10 protein-coding genes are annotated in these 13,451 nt (G+C 60.4%); 2 read left to right on the forward strand and 8 right to left on the reverse strand.

Going from position 1 to position 13,451, the window contains the following annotated elements:
• Positions 1–108: 108 nt before the first annotated feature.
• Both ACR0KJ_RS18040 and ACR0KJ_RS18045 read right to left on the reverse strand, forming a co-directional pair.
• Entirely contained in the window at positions 109–1,305 is a 1,197-nt protein-coding gene (locus ACR0KJ_RS18040) for a BCCT family transporter (RefSeq protein ID WP_170521370.1), read from the reverse strand.
• A gap of 172 nt (positions 1,306–1,477) precedes the next feature.
• The gene (locus ACR0KJ_RS18045) at positions 1,478–1,999 is read right to left on the reverse strand and encodes a glutathione peroxidase (RefSeq protein ID WP_170520782.1); all 522 of its coding nucleotides are present in this window, start codon (positions 1,997–1,999) and stop codon (positions 1,478–1,480) included.
• Positions 2,000–2,143: 144 nt separating this feature from the next.
• On the opposite strand from ACR0KJ_RS18045, the gene msrB reads away from it, so the two are divergent.
• Both msrB and msrA read left to right on the forward strand, forming a co-directional pair.
• A complete protein-coding gene (msrB, locus tag ACR0KJ_RS18050; protein WP_170520784.1) occupies positions 2,144–2,590 on the forward strand; it encodes a peptide-methionine (R)-S-oxide reductase MsrB in 447 nt (148 codons plus the stop codon).
• Positions 2,590–3,099, forward strand: coding sequence for a peptide-methionine (S)-S-oxide reductase MsrA (msrA, locus tag ACR0KJ_RS18055; RefSeq protein WP_170520786.1), 510 nt, complete (start codon positions 2,590–2,592; stop codon positions 3,097–3,099). The genes msrB and msrA overlap by 1 nt, the downstream gene beginning before the upstream one ends.
• Positions 3,100–3,127: 28 nt before the next feature.
• Here the strand turns inward: msrA and ACR0KJ_RS18060 are convergent, their stop codons facing one another.
• The 6 genes from ACR0KJ_RS18060 to gltB all read right to left on the reverse strand — a co-directional run bounded on the left by ACR0KJ_RS18060 (position 3,128) and on the right by gltB (position 13,447).
• Positions 3,128–5,131: a hydantoinase/oxoprolinase family protein gene (locus ACR0KJ_RS18060; RefSeq protein ID WP_480627343.1), complete on the reverse strand. Its 2,004-nt coding sequence runs from the start codon at positions 5,129–5,131 to the stop codon at positions 3,128–3,130.
• 71 nt (positions 5,132–5,202) lie between these two features.
• Positions 5,203–6,240 carry a tRNA epoxyqueuosine(34) reductase QueG gene (gene queG / locus ACR0KJ_RS18065; protein WP_480627330.1) on the reverse strand — a complete coding sequence of 346 codons (1,038 nt, stop codon included), beginning with the start codon at positions 6,238–6,240 and terminating at the stop codon, positions 5,203–5,205.
• A 74-nt stretch (positions 6,241–6,314) separates the two neighbouring features.
• Positions 6,315–6,980, reverse strand: coding sequence for an FtsZ-binding protein FzlA (gene fzlA / locus ACR0KJ_RS18070; protein WP_170520790.1), 666 nt, complete (start codon positions 6,978–6,980; stop codon positions 6,315–6,317).
• A 58-nt stretch (positions 6,981–7,038) separates the two neighbouring features.
• Positions 7,039–7,773: a monofunctional biosynthetic peptidoglycan transglycosylase gene (gene mtgA, locus ACR0KJ_RS18075; protein ID WP_480627331.1), complete on the reverse strand. Its 735-nt coding sequence runs from the start codon at positions 7,771–7,773 to the stop codon at positions 7,039–7,041.
• A gap of 39 nt (positions 7,774–7,812) precedes the next feature.
• Positions 7,813–8,730 (reverse strand): Hint domain-containing protein, encoded by a 918-nt coding sequence (locus ACR0KJ_RS18080; protein ID WP_480627332.1) that lies wholly within the window; start codon positions 8,728–8,730, stop codon positions 7,813–7,815.
• Positions 8,731–8,914: 184 nt separating this feature from the next.
• Positions 8,915–13,447, reverse strand: a complete 4,533-nt coding sequence (gene gltB, locus ACR0KJ_RS18085) for a glutamate synthase large subunit (protein WP_480627333.1) — start codon at positions 13,445–13,447, stop codon at positions 8,915–8,917.
• Between the last annotated feature and the right edge of the window lie 4 nt (positions 13,448–13,451).

Here is a 13,451-nt window from a genome sequence, read left to right on the forward strand (position 1 = left end):
CCGATTTCCCGGGGAGAAGGATAGCGCGCAGCCACCCGCTTCCAAGCCCCGGGGAAAAGAAAACGGGCGCCCATCGAGGCGCCCGCTATTTGCTTCGTGTGGTTCGGATCAGTGAACCGTCTCGACCTTGTGGAAGTCCAGATCGCGGCCTTCGGGCATTGAATCGATGCTCAGCACCTCTTTGCGCTTGGTGATCAGGATATAGACCACGCAAGCCAGATAGAGGCCGACCACAACCGCGCCGATCCACTGGATCTGCAGCCACTGGCTTTGGAACAGCAGGGTCAGGATGAACAGCATGGCAACGTTGCCCGCCACGTAAGGCAGCTTGCCGAACCGTTCGACCGTCATGTTCAGGTTGTCCGTGTACAGGCGGATCAGCGAGTCCAGCGAGTTGATCACGAAGGTCACGCCCACGATCACCATGGCGATATTGGTGATGCCCGCCGTGTCGATGCCGTTCAGGTGGTAGTAGTAGAGAACGGTGAACCAGATCCCCAGCGGGATCGACGGGAAGATCAGCAGCGCCGCCAGCAATTGCCATGTGGTCAGACCACCGACAAAGCGCGAGGTGAACTGGCCGATCATGATCGACCATGCAAACCACCAGAACAGGTAGAAGGCGTGATAATCGGTCAACGGCAGGACGAACTTGTGGATATTGGCAAAATACGCGCCGATATTGCTGCCGGTTTCAAAGAACCCGGTCAGGCCCATGCCGCCTGCAATCCACATGCCGATGATCAGCGACAGGAACAGGAAGGTCGAGCCCACCGACAGGATCCGCACGTATTTCAGGTCGGTCGACGAATAGGCCGCCGCCAGAATCACCACGAATACAATGACATAGAAGGTCGTCACCACGGATTGACCATCGCCGATTTCGGGAATGTAGCCGGGCAGATAGATCAGGAACAGGCTGGCGGTGAAGGCACAGGTGCCGATGATCACCACGTTGTTGATCAGTTTGACCAGCGGGATCTCAAAGAACTTCACACGCGGTTCGATCACGCAGAAGTAGAAGGCCGTCAGGAAATAGAACGCCCAGATCAGGAAGCCCCAGAACCCGAACTCGATCGCCAGCGGGTTGGCGAAGGCGTAGGCCGGCTCTTCAGCATAGCCGCCGAACTCGGTCAGGGGGAACATGATCAGGCCAACGTCCAGCCCGGACGTGAACAGGATCGCGATAAAGGTGAACAGGTGGACGGGGGTGACGCCGACACAGCGCAGGTTCCACCATTTCACCACGAAGAAAGCGACCAGGCCCAGGGCCAGCAGGACGCCGAAAGATAGAATGTACTCCAGTAGCACTGACACACCTCCCTTATTTGGTCAGATCGCACCCTTGTATGTTTAATTGGCTGGTCAATCAACAAAAATGGACGAAATGATCGTTTCGGCCAATTATTAGCCGATCTGATCCCACTTTGGGATCAGAAAACGCAGTTTAAGTTTGGAAGGTTCAGGGCCGAGGTGTTCAGCGCAACATGCCTTCGACCTTGGTCAGCAATTTGCGCGAATCCGGCCTGACATTCGACCCGTAGGTGGCGGCAACTTCGCCCTCAGGATCGATCAGGATCTTGTTGAAGTTCCAATTGGGCACAAAGCCCGTCTGCTGGGCCACAGCCTTGTAAAACGGATGCGCATCCCCACCCGTGACCGGCGTGATATCGGTCATTGGCAGGGTCAGACCATAGTTCATCTCGCAGAACTGTTTGACCTCATCTGCGGAACCCAGCTCCTGATTGAAAGAATCCGAAGGGACGGCCAGCACCACCAGACCGCGCGGCGAATACGCCTCGTGCACGTCCTGCAAGGCGGCATATTGGCCGGTGAATCCGCATTGCGAGGCGGTGTTGACCACCAACACGGGTTGCCCGCGCCAATCCTCGATGGACAAAGTGCCGCCATCAATCGACGCAAACTCGCCGGTTAGCGGGGCCGCCTGAACGGACCGCCCCACCAGAATCAATGCGGTCAAAAGCAGTAATCTGAGCATGGGCTGTCCTCCTTTTGTTAATAATACGCCTGAAACCGACCTGCAGATCACTTGCACGAAGCCGAGAGGCGGTTGAAATATGCCTTTGCATTCGCGGCCCCGCACCCCAATTATTGGCTCAAAGAAACAAGACCCGGAGACGCCATGACCCGCTATACCAAAGACCCCGAGGCCATTGCCGCTCTTTCCCCCGAAGAATTCCATGTAACCCAGCGCAACGGCACCGAGCGCCCGGGAACCGGCAAGTATCTGGGAAACAAGGAACCCGGCATCTATGTGGACATCGTATCGGGCGAGCCTTTGTTCGCCTCGACCCATAAATACGAATCCGGTTGTGGCTGGCCCAGCTTCACCAAGCCGATCATCCACGAGCATGTGGAAGAGTTTCGCGACACCACCCACGGCATGATCCGGACCGAGGTCCGCTCGAAACATGGCGACAGCCATTTGGGGCATGTGTTCCCCGATGGCCCTCGTGAACATGGTGGGCTACGATACTGCATCAATTCCGCCTCGCTGCGGTTCGTCCATCGCGATGAGATGGAAGCCGAAGGCTATAGCGAATACCTGATTCATGTGGAGGATATCTGATGACCGAACAACGCGCCGTTCTGGCCGGAGGTTGCTTTTGGGGCATGCAGGACCTGATCCGCAAACTGCCCGGCGTATCCCGCACCCGCGTCGGTTATACCGGCGGCGATGTGCCCAACGCCACCTATCGCAACCACGGCACCCATGCCGAAGGGATCGAGATCTGGTTCGACCCGACGCAAATCACCTATCGTGAGCTTCTGGAGTTTTTCTTTCAGGTCCACGACCCGACCACACCAAACCGGCAGGGCAATGACCGCGGGATGAGCTATCGCTCGGCAATCTATTTTGTCGATGATGCCCAGAAACAGGTGGCTCTGGATACGATTGCCGATGTGGACGCCAGCGGCCTGTGGCCCGGCAAGGTCGTGACCGAGGTCGAACTCGTCGGCGATTTCTGGGAAGCCGAGCCGGAACATCAGGACTATCTGGTCCGCATCCCGCATGGCTACACATGCCATTTCCCGCGCAAGGACTGGGTCCTGCCCAAGCGCGACGCGGCTGAATAACGATCCCCCCTCAGAATTCTGAGGGGGTCTATCCCGTCGCCACCCGAGGGCGACCGCTGGCTTCAACAGTCAGCATCGCCTCGACAAACACATCCCGTTCTTCCACCCGCGCCGTTCGGATGTCGCGGTCGACGACGACCCGGATGTCCTCGGCCCCGGCATCGCGCACGGCACCTTCAGCCTCGGCGCGCAGGACCCGTTCCAACAGGGCCAGCGCTTCATCCGAGGCCCCGAAATCCTGCGGGCCGTCCTCAAGATGAACGCGGTACCGGCCTTCGGTCGGAGAGGTCACTGTTCCCGATCGCCGCAAGGTCAGCCGTCCGACAACCGCACCGATGGCGTTGGCGACGCCCGCATGGTCCGGCAGCACCATCTGGCAACGCAGCCGATCCCCCACGGCAGGGTAGTAGCTGGGGGCCGAGGCGCCCAGCCCCACCACATCCACGTTCAGCGCCGCATCCAGCGCCAGCAAACCCCGGTGCTGCGCCAGCCCGCGTTGGGTCAGAACATGCCGGGCCAGGTCCTTGGGCGCGAGGCCGAAATCATCGGCCTCTTCGGCAAAAGCAGCCTCTAACAAGGTCAAACTGGTCTGTTCGGTCAGTTGGTCGATGATCATTTGCGCCAGCTGCTCGGGCGATGTGGCCAGCATGTCGCCCGACCCGACCCGCTTGCGCGCCACCAGTTCCAGCGCCTTGCGCGCAGCACTTGCATCCCACGCATCGACCCGTCCCAGCACATGGCTGGCATCGGATGGTGTTACCCCTGAAACCTGAACAATTCCGCGATCCACCAACCGGGTCAGCGCACCATTTTCCATCCGCGTCCGCAACAAGCCACCAAGCGGCAGAACCTGATCGCCCAACCTGTCCAACAGCGCCTCTTCCCGCGCGCCAACCCCATCGGCGTGGACGCCCGGCACACGGCGGGCAAACCGCGTGTCATGCTCGCCGACTGTTGTTGCGCGCAGTTGTTCGTCCAGAACGGCGTGGATCACCTCGGGCGCTTCCGATGCGATCAGTGACACAGGCAGAACCCGACGCGGCCCCAGAAAGACGCCGCCACCCAGCCCTTCGGTCACCACATGCACCTGACTGTCGCCGCCCAGCCCATGGGTTCGCATGGCGACCGCTTCGACCATGGTGCGAAACCCGCCAACCTGCGCGCCCGCCGGATCAATCGCGGGTTTGCCGTCCCGGATCAGCGCCACGTCAGTGGTCGTCCCGCCGATGTCCGAGACCAAGGCGTTCTCGGCCCCCGTCAGCCATTTCGCCCCCACAATCGACGCGGCGGGGCCGCTGAGAATGGTCTCAATGGGTCGTTCGCGGGCCTGTTCGGCGCTCATCAACGCGCCATCGCCGCGCACTACCATCATCGGCGCGGTAATGCCCAAGGCCAGCAACTGATCCTGCGCGCGCCCGATCAAACGGTCGATCATCCCGATCAGCCGGGCATTCAGCACGGCCGTCACAGCGCGTTTAGGCCCGTTCAGCTTGGCCGACAGGTGATGAGAGCACGTGACCGGCGCCCCGGTCTTTTCCGCGATGATGCGCGCCGCCTCCAACTCATGCGCCGGGTTGCGGGTCGCGAATTGGGCGGCAACGGCAAAGCCTGAAATCCCTTTGTGAGAGTCTAAGAACGCCTCCAGCGTCTCTGTATCCAACGATCTCACTTCACCGCCCGCATGGCTGTGCCCACCGGTAACGACCAGCGCCGGATCGCCCTTCAGCGCATCCTTCAGCCCGTGCTTTTCAAGATCACTTTCTTTGAATCCGATATAGATCAGCGCCACGCGGCCACCCTGCCCCTCGACCAGAGCGTTTGTTGCCAATGTGGTCGACAACGACGCCATCGAGATCTGATCGGGCGTGACCTGCGCCTCGTCCAACACGGCCGAAATTGCTTTGCCCACTCCGATCGCCAGATCGGTTCGCGTTGTCAGGGATTTGGCCGAGGCGATCACCTCACTCTCATCCCGAATCAACACCGCATCGGTATAGGTTCCGCCCGTATCCACCCCCAAAGCCAACGCCATCGGGTCCTCCATCTGTTCGCTTCGCATGGGTTTAGAGGTTTGGACCGCGACGTCCAGCCTGTTTGCGGCATTCAGGGCAGTCGATTCACCGCCCAGCGCGCCGCATCTGCCACTGCCGGATCAGGATCGTTGGTCAAACGCAACGCCACGGACCGCAACGCCGCCTGCCCGGAATTGCCAATCGCATAAAGCACATTGCGCACAAACCGATCCCGCCCGATCCGCTTGATCGGCGAACCCGAAAACTTCGCCCGGAAGGCGGCATCGTCCAGAGCCGCCAGTTCCGCCAGCGCAGGCGCTTTCAAATCGTCGCGGGCCACGTAACGAATGTCACTGGCCTTCACAGCAAATTTGTTCCACGGACAGGCTGCCAAGCAATCGTCGCAGCCATAAATCCGATTGCCCAGCTTGCCCCGCAACTCTTCGTCCACCGGACCTTTGTGCTCGATGGTCAGATAGGAAATGCACCGCCGCGCATCCAACTGATACGGGGAAGGAAACGCATCGGTCGGACAACTGTCCAGACAGGCACGACACGATCCGCAATGATCCGTCTCGGCCATGTCCGATGCAATGTCCAAAGTCGTGAAAACAGACCCTATGAAAGCCCAATTGCCCCAATCCCGGCTGACCAGATTGGTGTGCTTGCCCTGCCATCCCAACCCTGCCGCGTGCCCCAAGGCCTTTTCGGGCACCGGAGCAGTATCGACAAACACCTTCACCTCACCCCCGGCCTCGGCAATCAGCCACCGCGCCAACCGCTTAAGGCGCTTCTTGACCAGATCGTGGTAATCCTTGTTCTGAGCATAAACCGAAATCGCCCCGCGCTCGGGATGTGCCAACACCTCGGTCGGGTCATGCTCGGGCGTATAGCTCTCGGCCAACATGATCACCGAACGCGCCTCGGGCCACAGCGCCGCCGGATCGCCACGCCAATGGGTCCGCTCGGCCATCCAACCCATCTGCCCGTGATAGCCGGCGTCCAGAAACGCCTGTAACCGCTCAGGCACCTGCGGCACATCCCAGGGGCGACAGACCCGACAGGACACAAACCCCTCGGCCAAAGCCTGCTCTACCAACTTGTCTTTTAAACCCGATCCGCTCTTCATCTGGCCAAAAATATCCTCGGGGGTGAATTGGCCTTCAAGGCCAAGAGGGGGCAGACAGCCCCCTCACCACCCTATCAGAAATCCAGATCGGCGTAATGGGGCGGGGGCCGGAACCCCGGCACCTGATCCGCCAGGATCGAGCGGAACGCCGGGCGCGACTTGATCTTGGCGTACCAGTCCTTCACCGCCGCGCTGCGATTCCAATCCACGTCCGAGATATAATCCAGCGCCGACAGATGCGCCGCCGCAGCAAAATCGGCCAGGGTCATCTGATCCCCGGCCAGCCAGCGCCGGTGATCCAGCAGCCACGCCATGTAATCCAGATGATACTTGATCGCCCGCGCACCTTCCTTGACGTTCTTGCTGTCGGGATAGCCCTGCCCGGTCATCTTCTTGTTGACCCGCTCATACAGAAGCTTCGAGGTCACCTCGTGATGAAACTTGTCATCGAACCACCCCACCAGCCGACGCACTTCAAACCGGGCTTCGGGCGTTTTTGGCATCAGCGGCGGTTCGGGTCGGGTTTCTTCGATATATTCACAGATCGCAGCACTTTCTGACATGATCTGCCCATCCAGCCGCAACACAGGTACTTTGCCTGCCGGGTTGCGGCGCAGGAAATCCGGGTCTTGCTCCCAATATCTTTCTTCGACCAGTTCGACCTCGATCTTCTTTTCTGCCAAAGACAGCCGAACCTTGCGGCAGTAGGGGGACAGGGGAACGTGAAACAGACGCGCCATGGACTTCCAATCGAACCAGTGAATACTCTTCTGCTTTAGCCCCGAGAGGCGTCAGGTTTCAATCCTCGAAACAATCCGCGCGACCATCTGCGCGGATGGTGGCCGCCCCCTCGAGAATCGCCGCGGCCCGTCTGCGGGTGAAAACCGACGGGTCCGTGACCGAGCGATTGCGCGGCGAGGGCAGGATGGCTGCAATCCGCCCCGCCTGCGTCGGGGTCATATTCGCCGCGCTGACACCGAAATTGCGCTGCGCCGCAGCCTCGACCCCGAAGATACCGTTCCCGGTTTCGGCGACGTTCAGATAGACCTCAAGTATACGCTGCTTGCTCCAGAATATTTCGACCACCGGCGTGATCGAGGTTTCCATCGCCTTGCGCACCCAACTGCGGCCCTGCCACAGGAACACATTCTTCACCACCTGCTGCGTGATGGTTGAGGCCCCTCGACTGCCGCCATCCTCCAACGCATCCCGGATCGCTTCGACGTCAAACCCCCAATGCAGGCAGAAATTCGCGTCCTCGGCCGCGACAACCGACCGGGCCATGATCGGATTGATCTCTTCGATCGGGACCCAGTCGCGCTCGACCTTGCCCAACCGCCGCCATTCTGACCAGATCGTGTGGGTGATCGGCGGGTTCACGACCGAATAGAGCAAAATCAGCCCTAGCACAAAACACACAACGCCCAACGCCGCGCGCGTTACCCAACGGCGCAGTTTCTGACCCAATGGCGTTGTCTTTTTGCGTGCCTTGCTTTTCTTACCGCTCGATTTGCGGGCTGCTTTCTTTGCCATATCTCAGCTATACGACGCACGAGGCCGCTTTGAAACGGCCTAAATCGCGATTGCCCGTGCTTCGCGCGCAGGCACAACCGGACGGGCGGTGTCGGGCATCCTGGCGCCACGCGCCTTCAATTCCGGGAACAGATGCAGGATTTCGGCCTGTGTTTCCCGTTCAGGCGTCGTCAGGGCGTGACCGGGGTAATAGCTTTCGCTTTTTGCGCCATTGGCAAAGATGATCTCGTGTCGTTCGAACAACAGGTGGATATAGTCGACCTGCCCGCCTTCGATCCGCCTCACCGTGTCGCCGTTCACCAGACAATGGGCGGCAATCAACGCCTCGGGGTGGCCGAACAACAGCGGCGCGCGCCAGTCTTCGATCAGCATGCGGTGTTGTGGTGAGACCAGTAGCGGTTGGTCCAGCCCCAGCACACCCGCCTGGAACTGAACGGGTGCAAGTTTGCCCTCGGCCTCAACAGTGGTGCGCCCAACCCAGATCAGCGGTTGCGGGCCGTGATCTACGGTGGTGACAAGGTCGCCCGCCATCAGCGTTTCCACTGCCCGCGGGCCTTGCGGCGTGGTAATCATAGTGCCCGGTGTAAAGCATGGCGGGCCCAGATCGGTGGTCACGTCCAGCGGGCCTTGCGTGGTCACAAAGGTTGTGGACGCCAGCGTGCCCGGCTGCAGAACCGACCCGTCCGTGGGTGTGAACACACGTGTGCCATCCGCCAGATAAAAGGTCGTGCCGGTGTAGGTCGCGGTGCCACCGCCCGTCAGGTTGATGGTCACCGTGTCCCCCGGCCAGGACGAGGTCACCAACTGACCGTTCACGGTGTCGCCAGTGCCCGCTTCGATGTCGAAATCGTCATCATCATCGACCAGATTGTACTTTTCGACCGATATGGCCGTCCCGACCGGAGGCGGGTTGGCCGGATCGAACGCATAGAACTGGTCAAGGTAAGTGGTCGGCATTCGGCACCTCCTGTTCGACACTGCGGCGCGGCCACAGCATGATGGGTATTCATCACCAAAGCGTGAACAAAGGCTAGGCTGCCTGACTGCGATCCAGCAAGACGTGCGCGCGATCTGCACAAATAAGAAAGGCCCCGCGTGATTCAAAAGTCACGCGGGGCCCTGTTTTTGGCTCTATTGGCCGCTATTCAGCCGGAACAGCGGCAGCTTCGGTCGACAGCGGATGGCTGAGCTTGTTCAGCATCTCTTTCGGGCAGACCTGCAGGAAGTTGCCCTTTTCCACATCCCAGTGTTGCAGAATGTCGGCGGCCTTGCGGCTGTGGGTCTCGGCCGCGTGACGCTCGATCAGCGATTTCAGCTGATCCACCCAATGATCCACGGTCACCGGACAGGTCACCAGAGTCTCTTTGTTCATCAGCAATTCGGCCTTGCCTTCGGGGTCATACAGATAGGCCATGCCGCCGGTCATACCGGCCCCGAAATTGGCCCCGATATCGCCAAGGATAACGGCCACGCCGCCGGTCATGTATTCACACCCATTCGAACCACAGCCCTCGATCACCACTTTGGCGCCCGAGTTACGCACGGCAAACCGCTCACCCGCGCGGCCAGCCGCGAACAGATGGCCATCGGTGGCCCCATACAGAACAGTGTTGCCGATGATGGTGTTGTCATCTGCCTTCAACGGGCTGACCTGCGGCGGGCGCACGACAATGGTACCGCCCGACAGGCCCTTGCCGACATAGTCATTTGCGTCGCCCGACACTTCCAGCTTCAGGCCCGGGGCGGCAAAGGCCCCCAGCGATTGCCCCGCCGAGCCCTGCAGTTTCACATGCAGATGGTCGTCCTGGAACGTGTTCCGCATGCCGAAATTCTGCACGATATGGCTGGACACCCGTGTGCCGACCGTTCGGTGCGTGTTCTGGATTGCGTAAGACAGCTGCATCTTTTCACCGTCTTTCAGGAACCGCGCCGCGTCGCGCACGATTTCAGCGTCCAGAGTATCCGGCACCGCATTCCGATCCTTGTCGCGGTCATAGACAATGTCATGCGCGCCATCGACGGTAATCAGCAGCGGGTTGAGGTCCAGATCGTCCAGATGGGCCGAGCCCCGGCTGACCTGAGCCAGCAGGTCGGCGCGCCCGATGATCTCATCCACGGACCGGGCACCAAGGCTGGCCAGCACCTCGCGCACTTCTTGCGCGTAGAAGGTGATCAGGTTCACCACCTTGTCCGCATTGCCGGTGAACTTGGCGCGCAGGGATTCGTCCTGCGTACAGACGCCAACGGGGCAGGTGTTCGACTGGCACTGACGCACCATGATACAGCCCATCGCGATCAGGGCGGCGGTGCCGATGCCGTATTCCTCGGCCCCCATCATCGCGGCCATGACGATGTCGCGACCTGTGCGCAACCCGCCATCGGTGCGCAAGGTCACCCGATCCCGCAGGTTGTTCATCGCCAGAACCTGATGCGCCTCGGTCAGGCCCATCTCCCACGGCAGACCGGCATATTTGATGCTGGTCGCGGGGGATGCCCCGGTGCCACCATTATGGCCCGAGATCAGAATGACGTCCGCTTTCGCCTTGGCCACACCGGCAGCAATCGTGCCAACGCCCGAAGACGCCACCAGTTTCACCGTCACCTTGCAGCGCGGGTTGATCTGTTTCAGGTCATAGATCAGCTGCGCCAGATCCTCTATCGAGTAGATGTCGTGATGCGGCGGCGGCGAGATCAGCGTCACGCCCTTGGTTGAATGGCGCAGACGCGCGATCAGATCGGTGACCTTCATGCCGGGCAATTGCCCACCCTCACCGGGTTTCGCACCCTGCGCGACCTTGATCTCAAGCTCTTCGCACTGGTTCAGGTATTCGGCAGTCACACCGAAGCGACCAGAAGCCACCTGTTTGATCTTGGCGGACGGGTTGTCGCCATTGGGTTCCGGCACGAAATGCGCCGGGTCTTCACCGCCCTCGCCCGAGTCGGATTTCGCACCGATCCGGTTCATCGCCACGTTCAGCGTCTTATGCGCCTCGGGCGACAGCGCGCCCAGCGACATGCCCGGCGTGACAAAGCGCTTACGGATCGAGGTGATCGATTCGACCTCTTCAATCGGCACCGGCTTGCCCAGCGGCTTGAAATCCATCAGGTCGCGCAGGTGGATCGGCGGGTTCGACTGCATCTTGGCCGAATACTGTTTCCACAGCTCATATGAGGCGCGGTTACAGGCCATTTGCATCATATGCATCGAGGTCGCTTCCCACGCGTGGGTCTCACCCGATTTGCGTGCTTTGTAGAAACCACCGATGGGCAGCACGTCCAGACCGCTGTCCCAGCCCTTGGCGTGGATTTCCTCAACCTTGGCCTGAATACCGGTGACGCCGATACCCGAGATCCGGCTGGTCATGCCCGGGAAATACTCAGCCACCATGGCGCGGCTGAGGCCCACGGCCTCAAAGTTCAGACCGCCCCGATAGGACGAGATCACCGAAATCCCCATCTTGGCCATGATCTTCAACAGGCCCTGATCGATGGCTTCGCGATAGCGCGCCACATTCTCGGTCAGGGAGCCATCCAGCAACCCGCGATCAATGCGGTCGGCCAGCGAATCCTCGGCCAGATAGGCGTTCACCACGGTCGCGCCGCAACCGATCAGAACAGCAAAGTAATGCGGATCGACGCATTCGGCCGACCGCACGTTCAGCGAACAGAACGTCCGCAGCCCCTGCCGCGTCAGATGCGAATGCACCGCGCTGGTCGCCAGGATCATCGGCATCGCCACACGACCCTGACCCGAGTTCAGATCGGACAGGACCAGATGACCCGCGCCCGAGCGCACTGCTTCTTCCGCTTCGGCTCTGATCCGGGCCAAAGCGGCGCTGAGCGCCCCCCGGCCGGGTTCAAAGCTACAGTCGATCTCGGCCAGCGGAGAGTTGAAGTTTTCAACCAGCTTGTCCCACTGCGCGTTACCGACAAAGGGGCTTTCCAGCACGATGATCTCGGTCTGGCTGCTGTCTTCATCCAGCACGTTCTTGAGGTTCCCGAACCGCGTTTTCAGCGACATCACGCGGTATTCGCGCAAGCTGTCGATGGGCGGGTTGGTCACCTGGCTGAAATTCTGACGGAAGAAATGGCTAAGCGGGCGATATTTCTTGGACAGAACTGCCGAGGGCGTGTCGTCACCCATCGAGGCCAGCGCCTCTTTGCCGTCTTCGGCCATGGGCGCAAGGATCTGCTCCAGTTCCTCGACTGAGTATCCGGCTGCGATCTGACGCTTGCGCAGTTCATCGCCCGAGAAGATCGGAGCCTCGGACACACCTGCCAGCGTATTGTCCACATCGTTGATCTTGCTCACCCAGTCGCCAAACGGCAGCGCGCGGGACAGCTTGTCCTTGATCTGCTTGTCGCGGAACAGTTTGCCCTTCTTCATGTCCACGGCCAGCATCTGACCCGGACCCAGCGCGCCTTTTTCCGTCACGGTGGCCTCATCGATTGGCACCATACCGGTTTCAGACCCCGCGATGACCAGCCCGTCACCCGTCACAACGTAACGCATCGGGCGCAACCCGTTGCGGTCCAGACCGGCACAGACCCAGCGGCCGTCGGTCATCGCCAAAGCGGCGGGGCCGTCCCACGGCTCCATCACCGAGTTGCAATAGGAATACATATCGCGCCACGCCTGCGGCAGTTCCACCGCCTGCTTGGACCAGCTTTCCGGCACCAACATGGTTTTCGCCATCGGGGCCGAGCGGCCCGCGCGCACCAGAACCTCAAAAACCGAGTCTAATGCAGCCGAATCCGACGATCCCCCCGCGATGATCGGCTTGATGTCTTCGGCATAGTCGCCAAAGCTGTCCGAGGTCATCCGGATTTCATGGCTTTTCATCCAGTTGACGTTGCCCTTCAGCGTGTTGATCTCGCCGTTATGGGCCAGCATGCGGAAAGGTTGCGCCAGCCACCATTGCGGGAAGGTGTTGGTCGAATAGCGCTGGTGATAAATCGCGAATGCGGATTCGAAGCGTTCATCCATCAGGTCCGGGTAGAACACGGCCACCTGCTCGGCCAGCATCATGCCTTTGTAGATGATCGAGCGGCAGGACAGCGACGCCAGATACAGCCCGGAAATCCCAGCGGCCAGGGCAGCCTTTTCGATCCGGCGACGGATCACGTACAGCTCGCGCTCGAACGTCTCTTCGTCCACGCCTTTTGAATTCGAGATCAGGATCTGCTCGATCTCGGGCCGGGTAGCGTTGGCCTTGTCGCCCAGACAGGTCACATCGACCGGTACGTGACGCCAGCCATAGATGTAATAGCCCATGCGCAGAACTTCGGTTTCCACGATGGTCCGGCAGCTTTCCTGCGCCCCGAAATCGGTACGCGGCAAGAACACCTGACCGACGGCGATCAACTGATCCAGATTGGGCTCGTGCCCGGTGCGGCGGATCTGGTCATAGAAGAATGGAACCGGAATTTGCACGTGGATCCCCGCGCCATCGCCGGTCTTGCCATCGGCATCCACCGCGCCCCGGTGCCAGATCGCCTTGAGCGCATCGATCCCTGCATCCACAACCTTGCGGCTTTTCTTACCATCGACCGAGACAACAAGACCCACACCGCAGGACGAATGCTCCTCATCCTCGGAATAAAGACCGTTTTCCGCCATCCACTGGCGTTTGGCTTCTTCGGCCCGCACCCAATCGGCATCATATTTGGTCATTGGC

Source organism: Ruegeria sp. AD6 (assembly GCF_056542325.1).